The organism is Gemmobacter aquarius (assembly GCF_003060865.1).
GTDB classification, from domain to species: domain Bacteria; phylum Pseudomonadota; class Alphaproteobacteria; order Rhodobacterales; family Rhodobacteraceae; genus Paragemmobacter; species Paragemmobacter aquarius.
This window is the reverse complement of sequence record NZ_CP028919.1, coordinates 187,035-206,662: the sequence shown is the minus strand read 5'-3', so window position 1 is coordinate 206,662 and position 19,628 is coordinate 187,035. Positions and strand designations below refer to the sequence as shown.

22 protein-coding genes are annotated in these 19,628 nt (G+C 63.1%); 6 read left to right on the top strand and 16 right to left on the bottom strand.

All coding sequences use genetic code 11. From position 1 onward, the window contains the following. Positions 1-2: 2 nt before the first annotated feature. Positions 3-1,112, top strand: a complete 1,110-nt coding sequence (locus HYN69_RS18820; RefSeq protein WP_159082569.1) for a sensor histidine kinase — start codon at positions 3-5, stop codon at positions 1,110-1,112. Here the strand turns inward: HYN69_RS18820 and HYN69_RS21260 are convergent. From HYN69_RS21260 to HYN69_RS18800, 5 genes are all read right to left on the bottom strand, one after another. Then, positions 1,102-4,158: a S8 family serine peptidase gene (locus tag HYN69_RS21260; RefSeq protein ID WP_159082568.1), complete on the bottom strand. Its 3,057-nt coding sequence runs from the start codon at positions 4,156-4,158 to the stop codon at positions 1,102-1,104. The genes HYN69_RS18820 and HYN69_RS21260 overlap by 11 nt on opposite strands. Before the next feature lie 164 nt (positions 4,159-4,322). After that, positions 4,323-4,766, bottom strand: coding sequence for a hypothetical protein (locus HYN69_RS18810; protein WP_108437453.1), 444 nt, complete (start codon positions 4,764-4,766; stop codon positions 4,323-4,325). A gap of 155 nt (positions 4,767-4,921) precedes the next feature. After that, on the bottom strand, positions 4,922-6,091 hold the full coding sequence (locus HYN69_RS18805; RefSeq protein ID WP_108437452.1) for a zinc-dependent alcohol dehydrogenase: 1,170 nt from the start codon (positions 6,089-6,091) through the stop codon (positions 4,922-4,924). Beyond that, the gene (locus HYN69_RS21980; protein ID WP_407925265.1) at positions 6,091-6,225 is read right to left on the bottom strand and encodes a ferritin family protein; all 135 of its coding nucleotides are present in this window, start codon (positions 6,223-6,225) and stop codon (positions 6,091-6,093) included. The genes HYN69_RS18805 and HYN69_RS21980 overlap by 1 nt, the downstream gene beginning before the upstream one ends. Next, positions 6,213-6,599, bottom strand: coding sequence for a ferritin-like domain-containing protein (locus tag HYN69_RS18800; RefSeq protein WP_407925264.1), 387 nt, complete (start codon positions 6,597-6,599; stop codon positions 6,213-6,215). Before HYN69_RS18800 ends, HYN69_RS21980 begins: the two co-directional genes overlap by 13 nt. A 287-nt stretch (positions 6,600-6,886) precedes the next feature. On the opposite strand from HYN69_RS18800, the gene HYN69_RS20740 reads away from it, so the two are divergent. Beyond that, the gene (locus tag HYN69_RS20740) at positions 6,887-7,051 is read left to right on the top strand and encodes a hypothetical protein (RefSeq protein ID WP_159082567.1); all 165 of its coding nucleotides are present in this window, start codon (positions 6,887-6,889) and stop codon (positions 7,049-7,051) included. Positions 7,052-7,100: 49 nt separating this feature from the next. Here the strand turns inward: HYN69_RS20740 and HYN69_RS18795 are convergent, their stop codons facing one another. Further along, positions 7,101-7,385, bottom strand: a complete 285-nt coding sequence (locus HYN69_RS18795; RefSeq protein WP_230426580.1) for a hypothetical protein — start codon at positions 7,383-7,385, stop codon at positions 7,101-7,103. 84 nt (positions 7,386-7,469) lie between these two features. On the opposite strand from HYN69_RS18795, the gene HYN69_RS20735 reads away from it, so the two are divergent. After that, positions 7,470-7,874 carry a hypothetical protein gene (locus HYN69_RS20735; RefSeq protein WP_159082566.1) on the top strand — a complete coding sequence of 135 codons (405 nt, stop codon included), beginning with the start codon at positions 7,470-7,472 and terminating at the stop codon, positions 7,872-7,874. Between the two features lie 321 nt (positions 7,875-8,195). Here HYN69_RS20735 and HYN69_RS20730 read toward each other — a convergent pair whose 3' ends face one another. Beyond that, on the bottom strand, positions 8,196-8,546 hold the full coding sequence (locus tag HYN69_RS20730) for a hypothetical protein (protein WP_159082565.1): 351 nt from the start codon (positions 8,544-8,546) through the stop codon (positions 8,196-8,198). Between HYN69_RS20730 and HYN69_RS18780 the strand changes: the two genes are divergently transcribed. Continuing rightward, the gene (locus HYN69_RS18780) at positions 8,505-8,921 is read left to right on the top strand and encodes a hypothetical protein (RefSeq protein ID WP_108437449.1); all 417 of its coding nucleotides are present in this window, start codon (positions 8,505-8,507) and stop codon (positions 8,919-8,921) included. The two genes, HYN69_RS20730 and HYN69_RS18780, sit on opposite strands and share 42 nt — an antisense overlap. A gap of 92 nt (positions 8,922-9,013) precedes the next feature. Here the strand turns inward: HYN69_RS18780 and HYN69_RS18775 are convergent, their stop codons facing one another. The 8 genes from HYN69_RS18775 to HYN69_RS18740 form a co-directional block, all read right to left on the bottom strand. Continuing rightward, positions 9,014-9,409 (bottom strand): con-10 family general stress protein, encoded by a 396-nt coding sequence (locus HYN69_RS18775; protein WP_108437448.1) that lies wholly within the window; start codon positions 9,407-9,409, stop codon positions 9,014-9,016. Positions 9,410-9,899: 490 nt separating this feature from the next. After that, positions 9,900-10,823: a hypothetical protein gene (locus tag HYN69_RS18770; protein ID WP_108437447.1), complete on the bottom strand. Its 924-nt coding sequence runs from the start codon at positions 10,821-10,823 to the stop codon at positions 9,900-9,902. Between the two features lie 290 nt (positions 10,824-11,113). Beyond that, positions 11,114-11,614, bottom strand: a complete 501-nt coding sequence (locus HYN69_RS18765) for a YciE/YciF ferroxidase family protein (protein WP_108437528.1) — start codon at positions 11,612-11,614, stop codon at positions 11,114-11,116. A gap of 59 nt (positions 11,615-11,673) precedes the next feature. Next, a complete protein-coding gene (locus tag HYN69_RS18760) occupies positions 11,674-12,045 on the bottom strand; it encodes an NUDIX hydrolase (RefSeq protein ID WP_159082564.1) in 372 nt (123 codons plus the stop codon). 65 nt (positions 12,046-12,110) lie between these two features. After that, positions 12,111-12,587 (bottom strand): SDR family oxidoreductase, encoded by a 477-nt coding sequence (locus HYN69_RS18755; RefSeq protein ID WP_108437445.1) that lies wholly within the window; start codon positions 12,585-12,587, stop codon positions 12,111-12,113. 59 nt (positions 12,588-12,646) lie between these two features. Beyond that, entirely contained in the window at positions 12,647-14,758 is a 2,112-nt protein-coding gene (locus tag HYN69_RS18750) for a catalase (RefSeq protein ID WP_108437444.1), read from the bottom strand. Between the two features lie 187 nt (positions 14,759-14,945). Beyond that, on the bottom strand, positions 14,946-15,134 hold the full coding sequence (locus tag HYN69_RS18745) for a hypothetical protein (protein ID WP_108437443.1): 189 nt from the start codon (positions 15,132-15,134) through the stop codon (positions 14,946-14,948). A gap of 25 nt (positions 15,135-15,159) precedes the next feature. After that, positions 15,160-16,503 carry an efflux transporter outer membrane subunit gene (locus tag HYN69_RS18740; protein ID WP_108437442.1) on the bottom strand — a complete coding sequence of 448 codons (1,344 nt, stop codon included), beginning with the start codon at positions 16,501-16,503 and terminating at the stop codon, positions 15,160-15,162. On the opposite strand from HYN69_RS18740, the gene HYN69_RS18735 reads away from it, so the two are divergent. Continuing rightward, complete coding sequence (locus HYN69_RS18735) at positions 16,502-17,797, top strand: glycosyltransferase family protein (protein ID WP_159082562.1); 1,296 nt, start codon at positions 16,502-16,504, stop codon at positions 17,795-17,797. The two genes, HYN69_RS18740 and HYN69_RS18735, sit on opposite strands and share 2 nt — an antisense overlap. Next, a complete protein-coding gene (locus HYN69_RS18730; RefSeq protein ID WP_108437440.1) occupies positions 17,794-18,756 on the top strand; it encodes a glycosyltransferase family 2 protein in 963 nt (320 codons plus the stop codon). The genes HYN69_RS18735 and HYN69_RS18730 overlap by 4 nt, the downstream gene beginning before the upstream one ends. On the opposite strand, the gene HYN69_RS18725 is transcribed toward HYN69_RS18730, so the two are convergent. Further along, positions 18,750-19,526: a sugar transferase gene (locus tag HYN69_RS18725; RefSeq protein WP_108437439.1), complete on the bottom strand. Its 777-nt coding sequence runs from the start codon at positions 19,524-19,526 to the stop codon at positions 18,750-18,752. The two genes, HYN69_RS18730 and HYN69_RS18725, sit on opposite strands and share 7 nt — an antisense overlap. Positions 19,527-19,628: the final 102 nt, after the last annotated feature.

Below are 19,628 nucleotides of genomic sequence, written 5' to 3'. Positions count from 1 at the left end.
AGATGACGGCAGACGCAGTGCTTGACGACTGGCCCAGAAGTTCCGGCACCATGGCAAATCTGATCCGTCAGTTCGATTGGTCCGCCTCGCCGATCGGTGAAATCCCGCGCTGGCCCGGCCCGTTACGCACGGCCATCGACGTCATGCTATCCTCCGGCTTTCTCGCCTCGGTCGCTTGGGGGCCAGACCTGATCGTCTTTTACAACGACGAAATGGCAGGCATCCTCGACGACCATCACCCCCGCCTCTTCGGCCAGCCGCTCCTCGCATCGCTGCCGCCCGACCGCAGCGCCGTCTACGTCGACCACCTCGCGCGTGTCCGGCGCGGCGAAACCGTGGTCATCGACACGATGCACTACCCGCGCCAGTCAAACGGCCAAAGCTCCGACGCCTGGCTTTCCGCCCGCTACCTGCCGCTGCGCGACGAAAGCGGCGATGTCGCTGGCATGATGATCCTCGCCTCCGACATCACCGCCCGCAAACGGCAGGAAGAACGCCTCGCCGGCCTTTACGGCGAACTCCAGCACCGCACCCGCAACCTGATGGGCGTAGTTCGCTCGATGTTCGAGAAATCGCTGGAAACCGCCCCCGACCTGCCCGCCTTTGCCGAGACCTTCCGCAGCCGCCTCATGGCCCTCGCCCGTGTGCAGGGGCTTCTGGCACAGCTCGACGAAGGCGACCGCATCACCTTCGATGCCTTGCTGCGCGCCGAACTCTCCTCGCTCGAAGCCTCGGCCAGCGACGGCCCCGGTCCCCGCGTCACATTGCGCGGCCCCTCGGGCATCCGCCTGCGCTCGGCCACGGTCCAGACCTTCGCCCTTGCGCTGCACGAACTGGCAAGCAACGCCGCCCGCCACGGCGCCCTTTCACAGGCCGCCGGACGCCTCGCCGTCGACTGGAGACTGGACCACCGCCCCGAAGGCGCGTTTCTCGTGGTGGACTGGCAGGAAACCGGCGTTTCCGTGCCCCCTCCCGCTACGGCGGGATACGGGCGCGAACTGATCGAACGCGCCCTGCCCTACCAACTCGACGCCACGAGCAGACTGACCTTCACCCCCGAAGGCATCACCTGCCGCATCGAATTGCCCTTGCGCGAACCGGTCAGAAGATAAAGTCGCCCGCCGTCAGCAGCCCCGTCGGACCGAACACCCTGATCGCGAAATCCGCCGTATAATTCCCGTCCACATCGCCCTGCACCAGCACGCCGCCATCGACCATCGACACGCGCAATTGTCCGGCTATTCCGGTGAAATCCGTCACGATCTGCGTCCCGAACGCCTGCCGCGACGAAAGCAAAGCGTTGCCGTCCAGCATCGCCAGATCGATCCGATCCTGCCCTTGGACAAAATCCATGATCACATCGGCAGCCGCAGCGGTGGAATCGGTCCGCACGGCAAAGACAAAGGTATCCGCCCCCGCCATGCCGTAAAGCACATCCAGCCCTGCCCCGCCGATGATCCGGTCAGCGCCCGCCCCGCCCACGATCGTGTCACTCCCGGCCAGCCCCGACAACAAATCGTTGCCATCGCCGCCCTGCAGCATATTCCCCAGCGCATTGCCGGTGCCGGTGAACTTGTCCACGCCTTCGTAGACCACCCCTTCGACGTTCGAACCCAGCGTATAGCTTGCCAGAACGGTCCGCACGGTATCGAAACCCGCGTTCGCGCCCTCGGACACCAAATCGCGCGTCGAGTCGACGGAATAGACATCATCCCCCGGCCCGCCCGACATCCGGTCAAAGCCTGTCCCGCCGTGCAAGGTGTCATTGCCCGCCCCGCCCGACAGCGTGTCGTTTCCGGCCAGCCCCTGCATCAGATCGGCGGCGCCGGTCCCGTTCAGCACGTTGTTCGCTGCCGTCCCGACGATCATGTTCCCGGCAGGCCGCGTGGTAAACGCGCTTTGCGTGGCCGAACCCCATGCAGCAACCGCGTTCTGGGCCTGATCCAGCACCGCCCCCTCGCTGACCACGACGTAATAGCTCAACCCCGCCGTCAAAAGCCCCGTGGGGTTGATCGTCACGGTATTGCCCGAAAACGAAACCTGCCCATCCGTCGCGCCCATGGCCAGATAGGTCCCGTCCCAGCCCTGAATCACGAAATAGCCGCTTCCCGCCTGCACCGCCTCGTCAAAGGTCAGCACGATATTCGCGCCGACATCGACAAGGCTCGCTCCGACCGCCGGCGTCATCGCCCGCACCACGGGGGCGACCGTGTCGGTGAACCCGGCCAGCAGGTTGACCACCATGTCGTCGAACCGCGCGAATTCGATGTCTGCCAGCGCGTCGTAGCCGTAAATCCCGCTCAGCGAGTTCACCGAAAACCACCCGCTCTGATCGACGATCGCATAATCCGACGACAGCCCGTAGAACCACGCCGTATCCGTCCCCGCCCCGCCAAGCAGCACATCATTGCCGCGCATCCCCACAAGGATGTTGTCGCCGTCATTGCCGGTGATCGTGTCGTTGCCGTCACCGCCCACCGCGTTCTCGATCGCGGCTCCCGCTGCGATTGTCAGAAACGCCATCCCGCCAAGCGTCGATGTCGTCCCGGCCCGCAGGTCCAGCGACAGGTCCCGCCACATCGGCGCCGCGTCGATCCAGTCTTTGCCGCCATCCGTATCGGCCAGCACCAGCCGCGTCCCGCCATTCGTGCGCGCAAGCGCCGCCAGCACCTCGTCGGTGTAGTGATAGACATCGTTCACCGTCTCGGCCGCGCCATATCCGGTAAACCCGACCGAACTCAGCACCCCGGAATCGCCCGCCGCCACATCGCTTACCCTGACGGTCCAAAGCCCGTTGCTCAGCTCGCCGCGGAACCCCTCCAGACCGAAGGTATAGGTCAGCCCGAAATCCGCCGTCGCCGAAGTGCCCGAACTTCCGTCGAACACCGATATCTCGGTTCCGTCCGGCGAGGTCAGCGTGATCCGCAGGTCGGTCCAGTCCGAATGCGTCAGCGTCAACGTCAGCCCGACATGCTCCAGCTCGACAACGCTGCCCACGTTGAAGTTGTAGCTCGTGGTGGCATTGTCGGTGATCGCACGGTTCACGGCCAGCGTCCCCGTCACCGCCCGCGCCTCGTTGGCCGACACCGCCGATCCGCCCTGCATCAGCGTCCAAACCTCGGCCATCCACACCGCCGCATGGGCGTTGATCATGCCAAAGCCGTAGTCGTTGCTGTAATGCAGCCCGCCGCCGTTCCAGTTGTCAGCGCCATTGGTCCGCCAGCCCGAAGTCTCGAAGGAAGTGTTTCCCGTCACCAGACTGCCGGTTGCCTGTGCCGAATAGGCCAGAATCGCCTGCACGTCCCGCCAGCCCAGCCGGTCATTCGCATCGAGCATCAAGGACACGACCCCCGCCGTGACCGGAGCCGAAGCCGAGGTGCCGCCAAACCCGTTCGTATAGTCGCCACCCGTCGCGGTATTGTATCCCGCCAGCCCCAGCCGGTCGGTCGTGACCGATCCCGCAGGCGCCGAAACCAGAATATGCGCGCCATAGGCAGAATAGCTCGCCACCTGCCCGTCAGCGGTCAACGCGGCAACCGAAACCGTCGCGCGCGATGCGTCAAGCGCAGTTCCGATGCCGTCGGTGTTGTGGTTGCCTGCCGACTTGACGTTGATCGTCCCAAGCCCCCCGCGCCCCGCAGCCAGCGACGCCTCGAATTTCGCCGTATCGGCAAAAAGGAAATAGTCGGGCGTCGACCCATAGCTGTGGTTCGTCACATCGAACCGCGACAGGTTGTCAAGCGTCAGCAGATAACGCGCCCATTGCGTGTTGATGTCATCGGCACCGCCGAAAATTCTAACGCCTGTGATCTTGGCATCCGGCGCGACACCGACGCCGCCCTGTCCGTTGTCATCCGCAGCGATCAGCCCTGCCACAGCCGTGCCATGATTGTCGCCCACCGCAACCGGCTGCCCCGCGTTCAGCGTGCCACCGACCGTGATCTGCCGCGTCGCATCGTAATTCGCCGCCAGATCCCAATGGCCCGATTGCACGCCATCGTCCCAGATCCCGACCGACACACCCGCACCGCGGTAATCCGCCCAGATCCGCTCCATTCCGGCCAGACTGTCGACTTGGGTAAACCCCAACCGCCCGATATCGACCAGATGCCATTGCGTCGACAGCAGCGGATCGGTCGGTCTGTAGCTTCTGATCATAAAGCGCGCCCCGCACGGGATGTAATCGAGTTTCACTCTTAAAAGGCTTGCGCTGCGAATGAGTTAATTTGCGGTATTCTTTTGGGCGCCATTGTGAATTTATATTCAACTAAACGTCATTGCCCATCCTTTCGGCTGCCCATCCCGCGCCTCGTTCCCGTCCGTCAGGATGTGGAAAAACGCGCGAGGTTTCCCCGCGCGCCTCGTTCCATTCCGCTTGCGTCGATCAGGCTTTGGCCGATTCGGCGTCGGCTCCGCTCAGGGCTGAACCGCGTTCCCGCCAGCACCCGTCCCGCCACCGGTCGCCTCACCCGCCGCGTCCGGCGCGGGGTCAGGTCCGGCGCGGGCTCCGGCGTCACCACATCAGCAGGGGCTTCGGCGGGCAGATCGGTCGCCCCCTCGCCCTCGGCCGCCGGCGGCACGACATCGATGTCGTTCTGCTCGATCGTCGTGTTCGGCCCCGGCGCCTCGGCGGCCTCGTCCATCAGCCACCAGAACAACAGCGCGACGGCAAAGATCACCACCAGCGCAATGCCGATCAGCGGCCCCGCGTGCCGTTCCCGCTCGCGGCGCAGGTCGGGCCGGAGGTTCGGATCAGGGTTTGCCATAGTCTCTCTCCTTCGTTTCGTCCTGCATCCCAACCCGCCCCTCCCCGCAGGGTTCCGGCTGGCCAGTTCCGCAGGGGGCAACGATTTTCCTGCGAAAAATCAGCCCGCCCCCCCGCGCCGCGCCTGAATTTTCGCAGAAAATTCGTTGGCGCCGCTCATGGCTGCAAAACCACCTTCACACAACCGCCCAGCTTGTCGCGAAACGCCCGATACAGGTCCGGCCCATCCTCGAGCTTCCCCTTGTGGGTAATCACAAAGGTCGGATCGAACCGCCCTTCCACGATATGGTCCAGCAGCAGCGGCAGATACCGCTGCACCGGCGTCTGACCTGTCTTGATGGTGATCCCGCGGTTCATCGCCGATCCAAAGGGGAACTTGTCGATATAGCCGCCGTAAACCCCGACCACCGAAACCACCCCCCAGTTCCGGCACGCATGGATCGCCTGGCGCAACACCACGGGGCGGTCGGTGCCTATATAGGTCAGCACCTTCACCTGATCGATCATCGCATCCACGCTCGTCATCGCACTCGGCTCCGTCCCGACCGCGTCGATGCACCCGTCGGCCCCGCGCCCGCCGGTCCGCTGCAGGATCACGTCGACCACGTCGCAGTCACGAAAGTTGATGCACTCCGCCCCCGCCTCGGCGGCCATGGTCAGCCGCTCGGGCACGCAGTCGATGGCAAACACCCGCTCGGCCCCCAGCAGGAAAGCCGACCGGATCGCCATCTGCCCCACCGGCCCGCAGCCCCAGACCGCGATCGTGTCGCCTTGGCGAATGTCGCAATGCTCGGCTGCCATGTATCCCGTCGGGAAGATGTCCGACAGGAACAGCGCCTGATCGTCCGTCATGCCGCCCGGCACCTTGATCGGCCCCACATCGGCATAAGGCACCCGCAGATATTCCGCCTGCCCCCCTGCATATCCGCCCAGCATATGGGAATAACCGAACAGCCCGGCGGGCGAATTTTTCCAGTATTTCTTTGCGACCTCGCGGTCGGGGTTGCTGCGCTCGCACCCCGAAAACAGCCCCCGCTTGCAAAAGAAGCATTCGCCGCAAGCGATGGTAAACGGCACCACCACACGGTCGCCCACGCGCAGCTTGGTCACATCCGCGCCGACCTCGACCACCTCGCCCATGGTCTCGTGCCCCAGCACATCGCCATGGTGCATATGCGGCATTACCCCGTCATAGATATGCAGGTCCGACCCGCAGATCGCGCAGGACGTGACCTTGATCACCACATCCCCCGCGTTCTCGATCTTCGGGTCGGGCACTTCTTCGCATGTCACCTTGCCCTTGCCTTGAAAGGTCAATGCCTGCATCAGCGTTTCGCCTCCAGATCGGCCTCGGCCCGCGCAAGGAAACTCCGCGTCAGCGAGGGAAGGTTTTCCTCCAGCCAATCCGCCATCGCCCGCTCCTGCGAAAGGATCGGCGTCAGCACCGTCACGGCCTCCACAAGCCCCAACTCCTCGGCCCCGCGATCAACGCGGTATAAGAGGCGATCTCCATATGCTCGAAGGCATAGCTCGCAAGCGATCCCTTCATCACCTCGTCGCTGGCAAAGGCACCGGCCACGCCCTGCCCCAGCGCCATCAGCTTGCCCAATCCGGCCTTCACCGCCGAAACATCCTCGCCCAGCGTCTCGAACAACCGCTCCAGCTGCTCGCGCTGCGCGGTCGTCTCGCGCAGATGCTGCTCGATCCGCATCCGCAGCGCAGGGTAATTCTCCAGCCGTCCGGCCTGCGCGTTCAACATCGTCTCGGCCTGCGCTTCCATGCCGTGGGCATCGCGCAGCCAGTCCATCCAAATGTCGCGTGCTTCATTCTGCATCGGGCTTCTCCATCCTGGGTTGTGCGGCTTCAACCGAAGCATTCCCCCATGGTTCCCGATCCTCTCCAGCAGGAACCGCCTTCCCGCTTATTCGGTTGGCCTGTCGCAACGACATCAGGACAGACCATGCCCGAACCCGATTCCGCCACCCGCACCGCCGATGCCCTGCGCCACGCGCTCGACCGCGGCCAAGGCGGCGACAAGACCGATTTCATCGACCCCGCCGCAGCCCCCTTGGGCACCGACGACGAAGCGGCAGGCTTTCCCCCACCCGCGAACAGGTCGCCATGGCGGCCGCCGTCGAACTCGGCCCGAACCGTCCGCCACATGCGCCAAAGGCAGGCGGGCGCACAATCCCCGAACGCACCGATCAAGCCAGATACGCCATACCCGCCATCCTCGTCGCGGGTCTGGTACTCATGGTCATCGCGGTGCTGCTCGAAGTGCTCTAGCCAATTTTCCTCGCACAGGATTTTGCCCCGCCCGCGGGCAAGTCCGGCCTCAATAAGTCCCCGGTGGGTCGCTGGCGGGAAAGCTCTGGTCCGACTGTTCATCTACGATATCCCAACGATCGGGTGGAAACTCCATCGACTCAGGCCCCGCCGCACGCACCGGCCCCGCGCTGCGGTTCACCCGCGTCCGCTCTGCCGTTTGCATGGCTTGGGCCCGCTTGGCCCCCTTGACCGCCGAAATGGCCAGCATTCCTGCGCCGGCAACCAGCAAAAGCGGCAAGGCCTTGCCCATCGTCATGCCGCCCTTGCGGCCTGCGTCACCCCGATATGCCATCGAAATTCTCCCTTGATTGTGTGCCTCTCCGGAACGCCCGGCCCCCCCGCCTGTTCCCCCTTCGCAACAACCGCAAAGACCACCATGCACCCTGCCCTCACCACCCCCCTCGCCACCGCCGCCGCCCTCCCGCTCATCGCCATGGCACATGGCGCAAAGCCGCTCGCGGCGATCAACGCCTCGGCCCACTGGCTCGACCAGACCGCAGGCGCGACACCCGGTCCCCATCCCGTCTTTTCCCCCGTTGGCCTTGCCACCAACCTTGCCGCCGCAGCCATGTGGGGCGCTCTCATGGGTGCTGCCCTGTCGCGCACCGGCAAGCCCGCCCTTACCGCCGCAGCCGTCGCGGCCACCGCCGCAGCCGTCGATTACGGCCTGATGCCCCGCCGCCTGACACCCGGATGGGAAATGGCCCTTCCCCGCAGCGCCGTGGCCGCAATCTTTGCGGCAATGGCCCTCGGCATGGCGGCGGGCACGGTCAGGAAATGACCTGCATCCGCCATTCTGCGACCAAGTCGAAGTGGTGCCATTGAACTTCCCCGACCAAGGCCCTACGAGGTTCCTCCCCTAGCCCGAGGTCCCGTCCATGTCCGCTTCGCTCTCCCTCCAAGAGGCCGCCCTCCTCAACGCCCTCGCAGGCCTTCTCGCAGACGAACCGCTGATCGAAATGGACAGCCTGCGCGTCAGGGTCGGATCGCAGGGCTTCGAACTGGGCCGGACCTACATTACCCTCCGGAGCCATGATTTCGTGGCAGAACACCAGTCGCGCCCGGGCTTTTTCCGCCGCCTGTTCGGGGCCAAGCCCAAACGCTACGTCAGCCTGACCGATGCAGGACGCGCACTGGCAAAAGACCCGTCAGCCCCCGCGCGCCGACCGCAAGCCATGCCCCAAGCCGCCCCTTCCGATGCGCCACAGACCGCAGCGCCCCGCGCATCAATACGGCCCAAAGCCGCCGCCGAACCCGCAGCCGCAGCCCAACCCAAAGCCGACTTCGCCCAAACCCGCAAGAAGCGCCTCCCCACGCCCGCCTCGTCCGATTTCACCGAAACCCTCGGCGGTGCCCCCTTGACGCGCCCGTCGCACCCTATGATCCGGTCCGGCTCGAAGGTCTGGCCGAGATGCTCGGCCTCATCGGCTTCGAAATCACCCCCGCCGGTCAACTGCTGGCCGCAAGACGCTGGACCGAAGGCCGCCGCGACAGCGAGGTCGCGCTTGAAATCCTGCTCGTCGCCGTGGCCCACGCCGCCCGCCTCGACACGCAGGGCATGGCCCACCTCGACCGCGCCACAGCCCGCCTGTTCTTTGCCGAGGTCGAAAAGGAATTCGCCCAACTCGCCGTCGCGGGTGAAGTTTCCGCCGACTACCTGTCGCAGACGCTAAATGCCGTCTCGGCCATCCTTGGCACCCAAGACGAGGCCGCAGCCCCGCTCGCCGCGATCATCGCCGATCCGCTTCTCGGCGCAGCCCCGCCCGCCATCTGCCCGGACGATTTCTACTACCCCACCGATAGCGCCGAAGACCAGCAGCCCGGCTGACGCGCAACAAACCGGCGCGCAACAAACCGGCGCACAACGAAAAACCCCCGCCCTGTTTCCAGCGCGGGGTCCAATCCGGTCAGGCGCGGCTCTTATTTGCCGCCACGATTGCCGCCGCCCGAGTGCTGGCCACCCTTGCGTCCGGCTTCCGAGGCGCGCTCGCGGTCGTTCTTGAAGTTGCCGCCCGACTCCTCGCCACCCTTGCGCCCGGCCTCTGCCGCCCGCTGCGGGTCGTTCTTGAAATTGCCGCCCGACACCTCGCCCCCCTTGCGTCCGGCTTCAGCCGCACGCTCGGGATCATTCTTGAAGTTGCCGCCCGACATCTCGCCACCCTTGCGTCCGGCTTCAGCCGCACGCTCGGGGTCGTTCTTGAAGTTGCCCGGCGATTCCGAACCGCCTTTCGAGGCGATTTCGCGCTGCTTCTCGGGGTCCATCGACGCGAACCCACGTTCCGAGCTGCCACCGCCCCGCTTGTTGTCGTCAGCCATTTTCCGTTCCTCCTTCGGAGTATCTCAGGTACGAACCCAATCTTCGGCCGTCCCATTTGTTCCGCCGGACAGGCCCCCGCAGCCTTGCCGAACTCTCTGAAATTGCCTTGCTTTAAGTGCCTTTCCGCCGATGCCTCGGCGGTCGGCCACTCGTGCTTGCCAGCCCCGGCATCCCGGCCTGTCGCTTCCGGGTGGCGCTCTTCATCGCCGCCACGCTCGTCTGGTCACCGGATCGATCCCGAAGGGAAAGGCCGGCACAACCCCGCCGGTCAGCACCAGCCACCGCTATCCCGGCTAAAGTCACCGCAAATGCCGATCCTCGCGCCAGGCCACGCCAATCGCACCGTGAACACGCACCGCATCATGCCCCCCGAAACGGACCGGCCAGCGACCAGCAATTTCATCGGACAAAACCGCAAGGATCATGTGATCGACTCCGGTATGAATAGGGGGCGGCCCAAAGGCCGCCCCCCCCGTTGCAAGACAGACGTCAGTTAGAGGTCGACCCGTCGGTCGAAGTGGAACCGTCGGTCGAGGTCGACCCTTCCGTCGACGTATCGCCGCCCGTCGTATCGGTCGACGTACCCATATCGGTGCCCATGTCAGTGGACGTGCCCGTCGATGTGCCCGTCGACGTGTCGGTCGATGTGCCCATCGAACCGGTCGGCTGGTTCATGTTGCCCAGCGTCGACGGGTCGTCGGCGTTGTACTCGGGCAACGCTTCAAGCTGCGCCTGCGTCCACGGCAGATAGACACGGATGTCCTCGTTCGCACCGCGGAACACTTGCAACGCATCCATAGGCACCGCGACCGTATGCGCGCCGATCCCGAGGAAACCGCCGATATCAAGCACGACATGGCTTACCTGCCCGTCGACGCTGACGCTGGCACCTTGGTCTCCGGCGGCCGTGCCGTCGGTCGTGGTGCTGCCCGTCGGCTCGTCGGTCATGCCGGTGGTGTCACCGGTCGCATCCGTACCGGTCGCGTTCTGGCTCATGTCGGTCGAAGCCGCAGCGCCCGACGTCGAAGTCGCCATCACCAGTTCGGTGATATCGCCGACCGACTCGCCATTGGCGTCATACACGGTCGCCCCTTGCAGGTCTTCCGATGTCAGTGCCATCCGGTCATACTCGGTATAGCCTTCCGGCGGCGTGATGGCAGCCGTCGATCCCATATCCGGCGAATCCGCAGCCGTGCCGGTCGTCGTGGTATCGGTGGCGCTCGCATCGCCTTCCACCGTATCGTTCGACTCACCCGTTCCCGGAGCAGTCACGCCCGTTCCGGTATCGGTCGAAGTGTCCGCACCCGTCGTGGCGTCGCCACCCGTGGTTGCGTTCCCAGTGCTCGTCTGGGCATGGATCGGCACAGCAGCAATCATGCTGATGAGGGCTGTCGTCAGAAGCAAGTCTTTCATCTGGACGTTCCTTTCGTTTCCGCTTTGGCGGTTTGTCCGCAAGGCCGGTCCGGCCTGCTGCAGGTCCAACACGGAACTCCCGGAATGGTTCTGTCAGGGGTTTCCCCCGTGCGGGTTCTTGCCGAGGTTCCTCGCACCGGTTTTAGATCGGCGCCGTATTGTCGGTCCCCGCGAATGGAAAAAGGGGCCGCAGATCCCGCTGCGGCCCCTTCCTCGAACTTGTGAATCAAATTTAACGCTTCTTCGCAAATCGTCTGCACCGACTGTGCATCCGCTGTGCATGCCGCATGTTATTCGGCGGCCATCACGGCGTTCTGGTTGACCCCACCTTCGGCAAGCTGGTTCAAAAGCTCGTCCGTCTTCTTTTCCTCTTCCAGCGTCTGGCGCAAAACCTGCGCCGCATCCGGCATCCCCATCACCTCGGCCCAGGCCGCAAGGGTGCCATAGCGCGCCATCTCGTAGTGCTCCACGGCCTGTGCCGCAGCCACCAGACCGGCGTCAAGCGCGGGTGTTCCCTTGAACGTGTCCATGATTTCCTCACCCTCCTCGATGATGCCATCGATTGCGGGGCAGGTCTTGCCACTGGGGCGCTTTCCAATCATTTCAAAGACTTGATCCAGACGTTCCTTGTGAACTTCGGTCTCGTCCTTGTGCGTCTGGAACGCCTGCTTCAGCTCGGGCGACTGCGCCGCGCGTGCCATCTTGGGCAAAGCCCGCAGGATCCTGCGCTCGGCGTAATAGATGTCTTTCAGCTGTTCCAGAAACAATGTGTCGAGTTCTTTGGTCTTCATGTCGTCCTCCACGGGGTAAGGTTCCACCTTTACAACCACCGCACGCATCGGATGTTCCGTCACAGCCCTTCGATCAGGGCGGCAAGATCGGGATCGCGCACCAACTCGGCGGCTTCCCCCGCCGGAACCCACACCCGCTCGGTCGCCCCTTCGGCCTTCCACCGCGCCCGTAACCGCTGCACCCGCAACGGATAGACCGCAGCCTCAATCCGCACGCGGCCAACCGCCAACTCCTTCCAATAAAAGAATTTTCCGATAGGCTGCGGCGCAACCTCGCCAACCGCACCCGCCTCTTCGGCAGCCTCCAGCGCAGCCGCTTCCGCATCTGTCCGGTTGCGCTTTGGCCATCCCATGGGAATGGCGAAACCGCCCCCCGCCGCGTCCGATACCAGCAAAACCTCGGCGCCCGCTTCCCCTTCGCGCCAAGGCAACGCCGCAACCTGAAGTAGAAGAGCGCCCCGCCGCGGACGGCTGATATGATCGGATAACTTCGGCGTCAGATCTTCGGCGTCCCGCCATTCACCGCAATCGTGGCACAGGTAACGTAAGACGAAAGTGGCTCTGCCAACATCACATAAGCGGTAACAAGATCAACGGGTTGCGCGGGCCGCCCCATCGCCGTGTCGCGACCGAACTGACCCCACTTCTCCCGTTCCAGAGTCGAGGTGATCAACGGCGTCGACACCGGACCGGGCGCCACGCAATTCACCCGGATGCCCCTTTTCGCCACCATCTGGGCCTGACCGACGGTAAAATTCTGGATCGCTCCCTTCGTCGCGGCATAGGCAATCGCCACCGCCCGCCCGATCCCGCTGTCACCTCCGGTGATCAGCGCAACCATTCCGTCAAGCCGCGCGCAACCGCGATAACTCTCTTCGCCGTGGTCCGGCTTATCGGGCATTTCCACAGTCAATCCTGGGTCGGGGCTGCCATCGGCACGATTGGGTTTGGGTGCATTGGGATCGTCTTGCATCGGGGCGGTTCTCCTGCATTTCCTTCAATAAAACCGCCCCAAATGCCCCGAGTTCCCCCTTAGCCTTCGATGCGCGGCCAGTAGCGCAATTCGGCGCATGCCGTAACGAAGACGTCGACGTCGCTCACGGTTTCCAACAGGATCATACCCGCATCCCGACCTTCCACCCCGACGGCCGCGAACAGTGCCGAAGCTGGCCCAGTCATCCCGATAAGCTTTCCATGCGCCATTGCATCCGCCGCAAAACTCCGTGCAGCATGCAGCGCCGTCAGCGTCGAAACCCCATCGACCGACGCCAGAACAGCCACCGCATCGAACAGCGCCGACGGCGCAGCCTCGGCCGCATAATGGGCCTTCAGCTTGGCCCCCCCCGCAGTCGTCACCCCTGCGATCCGTGCGGCGATAAGGGCCGCTACAGCTCCAGCCGCCTTTACGCCCGACAGCAAAGCGTCAAGCACATCGTCATCGATCCCATCGGTGACGACGATCCCCATCTTGCGCCCCTTGAAACTTTGCTTTTGCATTTTCAGGATCGACAGCGCATCCGACGGTGGCAGATCGATGGGATCGATCATCGGAATGGCAGGGTCGGGCAAGTCCATTCCCAAACCAGAGGCCACGTTTTGGGCAAGGTTAGGGTCGATAATGGGCAGGTGCGTCAGCACCCGCTCCGTAATCCGCTCCACCTCGATCTTGCTCAATTCGAAGATCAGCGCATCGGCGATGTGCCGTTGTTCGATTGGCGTCTGGCTCAGGTAGAACTGCCGCGCCTGGCTATAGTGGTCGGCAAAGCTCTCGGGCCGCAGCTTGCGCTTCACACCCGAAATCTCTTCGGGATACGACCGGAACCCTTCTTCGACATCGGCACGGGGGCCACCGGGCGACCAGCTGTTCGGCTCGTAATTGGCCCGCCCCTTCGGACCGCGATTTTGCATATGTCCGTCCTGCATGAAGTTATGCACAGGACAACGTGGCGCATTGATCGGGATCTGGGTAAAATTCGGGCTGCCAAGCCGCTTCAACTGCGTGTCGAGATAGCTGAAATTTCGACCCTGCAACAAAGGGTCATTGGTGAAATCCAGCCCCGGAACGATATTCTGCGTGCAAAAGGCGACCTGCTCGGTTTCATTGAAGAAATTGTCGGGCATCCGGTTCAGGACCAAGCGCCCGACCATCCTCAAGGGTACCTCTTCCTCGGGGATGATCTTGGTCGGGTCAAGGATATCAAAAGCGAACGCGTCCGCGAAGTCGTCATCGAACACCTGCAAGCCGAGCTCCCATTCAGGGTAGTCTCCCATCTCGATCGCATCCCACAAATCCCGACGATGGAAATCGGGATCCGCCCCGTTGATCCGCAGCGCCTCATCCCAAAGCACGCTCTGCAAGCCGAGCTTGGGACGCCAATGGAATTTCACGTAACGCGAAACCCCCTCGGCGTTCACCATGCGAAAACTGTGGACGCCGAAGCCCTCGATGAACCGAAACCCGCGCGGGATCGCGCGGTCCGACATCGTCCACATGATCATATGCATCGACTCGGGCATCAGGCTGATGAAGTCCCAGAAATTGTCATGCGCGGTCTGGGCTTGCGGAAAGTCACGATCCGGGGCTGGTTTGCCAGCATGGACTATGTCGGGAAACTTGATCGCATCCTGAATGAAGAAAACCGGGATGTTGTTGCCGACCAGATCCCAGTTGCCTTGTTTGGTATAGAATTTCGTTGCGAAACCCCGCACGTCCCGCACCATATCGGGCGAACCCTTGTTGCCCAGAACGGTCGAAAAGCGCGTGAACGTCTCGGTCTTCTCGCCCGCACGTTGGAACAGATCGGCGGTCGTAAGGTCGGACAGCGACTCGTAGTTCTCGAAATAACCGTGCGCCCCGTAGCCTCGGGCGTGGACCACGCGCTCGGGAATACGCTCGTGATCGAAATGGAAAATTTTCTCGCGGAAATGGAAATCCTCCATCAACAGCGGTCCGCGAGCGCCAGCCCGCAAGCTGTTCTGGTTGTCGCTTGTTGGCACGCCATGCATAGAGGTCATTCGCGGGCCGGAACTGTCGGGCGTCTGGTGCACCTCTCCACCCTGCCCTACCCGCGCGTTGCGCTCGACAACGTGTTGACCCGAAGTCGTGTCGGCGGTCGGTTGGTTCCGATGCGGTGTGTCTGTCATGGTGGGGCTCCCTATCATATTCCCCGCCAACACGCGCCCCTAGCGGGGGTTCCCGCCTAGGCAGCTCTTGACGGAGTCTGAACGGCAACCCGTCGAAACCGGTAGTTCCGCATTAGCGTTAAAAGCGCGTCCAACCCCGACATTCCGGGGTTTGCCCCGAAGCAAACTGTGCTGCTTTCGCCATGGGTCAGGGCATGTCGAGCAGGCCAATGACCTCGTTCCCACAATCCCCCTCGCACAAGGGCATCGCGCAAGCCGTATCTCTCGGTCTTCCATAATCCATGAATTCGAGGCTCGCCTCGATCTGCACGGCGCGGTGCTCAAGCGCCGACATCTGCCAGAGCACCGCCACTTGCAATGCAGCGATCAGAACCATGGGAATATGGCGCAAGGCTTCCACCCTAACGACGCGGCGGGACTGACCCCGCCGTGGCCACGCTAAGTCTGACGTAGTTGATCGCCCGATCCCGCTCTGCCGCCGCAAGCGCCTCACGTGAATCTTGAAGGCTGACTTCGGTGTCAAGAATTGACAGGAAGTCGGTTTCGCCCAACTCATAGCTCGATCGCGCAAGCTCGATTGTTTCTTGTGACAGGCTCACCAGATTTTGCTGCGCTCCGATGTTCCGGCTGTCACGCTGATAGGCGGAAAGAGCGTTCCGTGTCTCTTCGACCGCTTCCAGCACAGTTCGCTGCCAAACCAGCCAGCTTTGGCGCGCCCGGCTTTCTGCTGCGGAAAGGTTCGCCTTGTTGGCACCGCCCGTAAAGATCGGAAGGTTGAGCCGCGGACCGAAAGACCACCCCTCACCACCACCCGGCCGCGCCGTAACCGCGCCCAGAAGCGAGATCGAAGGCAGCATATCGCGCTGAGCCACGCCAATCAGAGCCATCTTCTCGGCGAAATCCTGTTCGGCTGCCTGCACGTCGGGCCGACGGCGCATCGCCTCGGCAGGAACACCCTTGGAGGCGGTGAACCGCGCCTTCGGCTGCGGGCCACCCCGTTGCAACAGGGGCTGCAAATCAGAAGCCGGGCGCAGCGTAAGGGTCGCCAAACGGTTTACGGCACGGTCGAAAGCCACTTCCAATGCCGGTTGCCGCGCTTCGGACGCAGCAACCAATTGGCGCGCCCGCAAGACATCAAGCCGCGTCGCCGCACCCATCTCGAACTGCGAGGAAATCAGATCAAGCGATTGTTGCCGGCTTTGCAGGCTGCGACGCGTAAGTGCCCGCACTTCCTGCGCATAACGCAGATCGATGTAGGTTGTCGCGATCTCGCTGGCCAATGCCAGCCGCGCACCATCGGCCCCGAAAAACGCACGATCACGCCGCGCTGTTGCAGCCTGCCGGTTCAGCCGTGTCTGGCCAAAAATATCGATAAGCCACGTGCCTTGGAGCGACGCCCCCTGTGCGGTGTTGATCGGCAGGCTATCTGCGCGTTCCCGCGTGGATTCCGCGCCAAGGGTTAGCCCGACACCACTTGTCACCTGCGTAAAGGCCGCGGCCTCGTTTATGCGCTCGACCGCTTCGCGCACCGTCAGGTTCTGACGTAATCCTGTCTGGACCAGCGAATTCAGCGTCGGGTCGTTGAAGGCAACCCACCAAGCATTGCTCTCGATGGCCGAGACAGGAGCAGGAGCAGCCGATGCCTTGATCACGCGCTCGGCAGAGGGTGCAGGCGCACAGGCGGTGATCAAAGCCAGCGCCGGAACGACCAGCATGCGTGTCGACGCAGGAAAGGGGAAAGCCATGTCAAACTCCGTCAAACGCGGTCACCGACCGCCCGCATGCCGAGTGCATGCCATTGCGGTGCAGAACCACGCGTCTGTGCGTTTCGTTCCCTGGCCCTCGAATAAAACCGCTGCAACCCGGTGGGAACCGCCAAAAGCCACCCGCGTTTCTTTCCAAACACAGCGGGACGAAGCCTTGCAACGTATCGGATATCTTGCACATGATCTGACCGACCCCGCCGTTGCGCGCCGGGTCACGATGTTTCGGACCGGCGGCGCCGACGTCAAAATAGCCGGGTTTTCACGGGGCGAACTGCCCGACAGCTTCACTGATGCGTTGGTTCTCGGCCATAGCGCCGATGCCCGTCTTGCGAGCCGTGCGCTGACCGTGTTGCGTGTCCTGGCAACCGGCTTGCCCGTTGTGGCCCAGCATATGAAGGGCGCATCAGCGATCGTCGCCCGCAATCTCGAAATGTTGGTCATAGGTCAGGCGCTGCAACGCCGCCTGACGCCCAGACCCGATCTGGTCTACGAATGTCTCGACATCCACCGGCTGCTCACCTCGCAAAGTAGTGCGGGGCGTGCCTTGCGCAGGTTGGAGCGGCATGTGGGAAAGTCGGTCGATCTTGTTTTGACCAGTTCGCCCGCATTCATTGCGAACCATCTTAAGAACGGGCCTTTTGCCAACCGGATCATACTGGTCGAGAACAAGATTTTGACCCCTGCGCCGCATCCGCTCCGGTTGATGCCACCACCTTTTCGCATCGGGTGGTATGGCGCCTTGCGCTGCGAGCGTTCTTTCAAGATCCTGGCCGATCTGTCAGACCGTCTTGGCGGCAAGGTGAAGGTCAGCCTTCGGGGCCGCCCTTCGCCGGCAGTGTTTCCCGATATGGCGACCAGTCTCGCACCCCACCCGCACATGTCCTTTGGCGGTCCATACACCGCCGCCGACCTACCATCGCTGTATGGCGATGTTCATTTCGCTTGGTGCATCGATTTCTACGAACAGGGCGCGAATTCCGAATGGCTCTTGCCCAACCGGCTATACGAAAGCGCTGCATTCGGTGCAGTGCCTATCGCATTGCGCTCGGTCGAAACGGGGCGATACCTTCAGCGACATGGCCTAGGCGTAACGCTCGAAGATGCCAACCCTGAGGCGCTTGCCTCGCTGTTCTCCGAGATGACCTCTGCGAAGTACGCCGCGCTGCACCGTGCCGTGATCGACACCGACCCGGCTCTTTGGCGCGCAAGCCCCGAGGATTGCCGCGCACTCGTCACCGCCATCACGCAACCCACAGCACGAGCCGCAGCATGATGGATCGATTGCTTATCGTCATTCCGACACTGAATGAGGAAGCCCATATCGCGGCCGTCCTGCAAAGCCTTGTTGCCGAGGCCCCCGCCGATGCAAAAGTCGTCGTGTCCGACGGTGGAAGCATCGACAACACGCGCTGCATCGTGGCCGGTTTTCCCCGCGTGACCCTGTTGAACAACCCGCAAAAACTGCAAGGTGCGGGCATCAACCGCGCCGTCGAAACCCTGGGTCAAGATTGCACGGTGCTCTTGCGCGCAGATGCCCATGCAACCTATCCGGCCGGCTTCATCCAAGCCCTGCTCGACGAGCTTCACGCGACCGAAGCCGACAGCGTTACGGTGCCGATGCGAACGCTCGGACCAACTCCCTTTACCGAAGCGGTGGCCGCAGCGCAAAACAGTGTCCTTGGCACCGGAGGATCGGCCCATCGCACCGGAAAAGGCGGGCGGTTCGTCGACCATGGACATCACGCGCTGATGCGCCTGTCGGCCTTCCGCTCCGTAGGTGGTTACGATCCGGCGCAAAGCCATAACGAGGATGCAGAGCTTGACTACCGGCTTCGCGCAGCAGGCCACACCATCTGGCTAACCGACAAGACCTGCATCGGATATGTGCCCAGAAGTACCTTTTCAGCACTGTTCCACCAGTACTTCAAGCACGGCAAAGGCCGCGCGACCACGGCACAAAAGCACAACATGAGGCTCAAACTTCGCCAGATCGCGCCGCTTCTGGTACTGTCTTCGCTGGTGCTAGCCGCGATCGGTCTTGGCCTGTCTTTGATTGACCCGATGTGGATGATGCTCACCATCCCGACTGCTGCATGGGCCGTTGTTTGCCTCATCCTCGGCGCCGCGCTAGCGATTAAGGCGCGCCGTCTGCCAATGTTGCTGTCTGGGCCGGCGGCTATGGTCATGCACATTGGCTGGGGACTCGGCTTCTTGACCGCTGCCCGTCAATAGCTTCCACGGCCCTTCGCTACTACTACGACCGTACGCATCAATATCCACAGGTCGTTCATAAGATTGCGACCTCGCACATAGGCGCGGTCCAGTGCGACACGCTCGGCATAGCTCGTGTCGCTCCGGCCGCTGATCTGCCACAGGCCGGTAACGCCGGGACGAACAGCCAGATACGCCGCTAATGCCTCGCCGTAATGGCGGGCCTCGTCCATCACGATAGGCCGCGGTCCGACAAGACTCATCTCGCCACGCAGCACGTTGATAAGCTGCGGTAATTCGTCAATGCTGGTCTTGCGCAAACGGGCACCTATGCCGGTAACCCTCGGATCGACCCGCAATTTCCGGGTGGCCGCCCACTCCGCCGCAGCCGCCGGATTGTCGCTCAGATGCCGCGCGAGGACGGCATCGCTGTCGAGCACCATCGTGCGGAATTTGAGGCAGTGGAAAATGCGCCCGTGCCGCCCGATCCGTTTGTGGGCATAAAGCACCGGACCCGGATCGCGCCGCCAGATCATCGCCGCAACGATAAGCATAAGCGGCATCAGCAAAGCCAAACCTGTCAAGGCAGCGACACGATCGAAAATCACCTTTGGCAGCTCGGCCGCATCGGAAATCTCGATAGGACGGCGCGGGCGAAAGTGTTCGTGCCTTCCTCTCTCGCCAACGCCGAATTCGGTTGGCAGCGCAGCAGCGGCGCTGCGAAAAACTCTACCGGTAAAATCATCGTCGGGCCGGAATCCTCCAGCCTGACCCAAGTTTCCATCATCCATTCACATTCTCCAGCGTAAGCATCGGCCCGCTCCCCGACCGGTCCGTCCGCCGTCTCATGCCTGCCAGCTGCCTGAGGTTCCCTCCTTACATCCTAAAGGACG

Bases quoted from the DNA above. Each gene is read 5' to 3' on its own strand.
- HYN69_RS18820 (WP_159082569.1), top strand. From the start codon at position 3: ATGACGGCAGACGCAGTGCTTGACGACTGGCCCAGAAGTTCCGGCACC.
- HYN69_RS21260 (WP_159082568.1), bottom strand. From the start codon at position 4,158: ATGATCAGAAGCTACAGACCGACCGATCCGCTGCTGTCGACGCAATGG.
- HYN69_RS18810 (WP_108437453.1), bottom strand. From the start codon at position 4,766: ATGGCAAACCCTGATCCGAACCTCCGGCCCGACCTGCGCCGCGAGCGG.
- HYN69_RS18805 (WP_108437452.1), bottom strand. From the start codon at position 6,091: ATGCAGGCATTGACCTTTCAAGGCAAGGGCAAGGTGACATGCGAAGAA.
- HYN69_RS18800 (WP_407925264.1), bottom strand. From the start codon at position 6,599: ATGCAGAATGAAGCACGCGACATTTGGATGGACTGGCTGCGCGATGCC.
- HYN69_RS20740 (WP_159082567.1), top strand. From the start codon at position 6,887: ATGGCGGCCGCCGTCGAACTCGGCCCGAACCGTCCGCCACATGCGCCA.
- HYN69_RS18795 (WP_230426580.1), bottom strand. From the start codon at position 7,385: ATGGCATATCGGGGTGACGCAGGCCGCAAGGGCGGCATGACGATGGGC.
- HYN69_RS20735 (WP_159082566.1), top strand. From the start codon at position 7,470: ATGCACCCTGCCCTCACCACCCCCCTCGCCACCGCCGCCGCCCTCCCG.
- HYN69_RS18780 (WP_108437449.1), top strand. From the start codon at position 8,505: ATGCTCGGCCTCATCGGCTTCGAAATCACCCCCGCCGGTCAACTGCTG.
- HYN69_RS18775 (WP_108437448.1), bottom strand. From the start codon at position 9,409: ATGGCTGACGACAACAAGCGGGGCGGTGGCAGCTCGGAACGTGGGTTC.
- HYN69_RS18770 (WP_108437447.1), bottom strand. From the start codon at position 10,823: ATGAAAGACTTGCTTCTGACGACAGCCCTCATCAGCATGATTGCTGCT.
- HYN69_RS18765 (WP_108437528.1), bottom strand. From the start codon at position 11,614: ATGAAGACCAAAGAACTCGACACATTGTTTCTGGAACAGCTGAAAGAC.
- HYN69_RS18755 (WP_108437445.1), bottom strand. From the start codon at position 12,587: ATGCAAGACGATCCCAATGCACCCAAACCCAATCGTGCCGATGGCAGC.
- HYN69_RS18750 (WP_108437444.1), bottom strand. From the start codon at position 14,758: ATGACAGACACACCGCATCGGAACCAACCGACCGCCGACACGACTTCG.
- HYN69_RS18745 (WP_108437443.1), bottom strand. From the start codon at position 15,134: ATGGTTCTGATCGCTGCATTGCAAGTGGCGGTGCTCTGGCAGATGTCG.
- HYN69_RS18735 (WP_159082562.1), top strand. From the start codon at position 16,502: ATGTCAAACTCCGTCAAACGCGGTCACCGACCGCCCGCATGCCGAGTG.
- HYN69_RS18740 (WP_108437442.1), bottom strand. From the start codon at position 16,503: ATGGCTTTCCCCTTTCCTGCGTCGACACGCATGCTGGTCGTTCCGGCG.
- HYN69_RS18730 (WP_108437440.1), top strand. From the start codon at position 17,794: ATGATGGATCGATTGCTTATCGTCATTCCGACACTGAATGAGGAAGCC.
- HYN69_RS18725 (WP_108437439.1), bottom strand. From the start codon at position 19,526: ATGGATGATGGAAACTTGGGTCAGGCTGGAGGATTCCGGCCCGACGAT.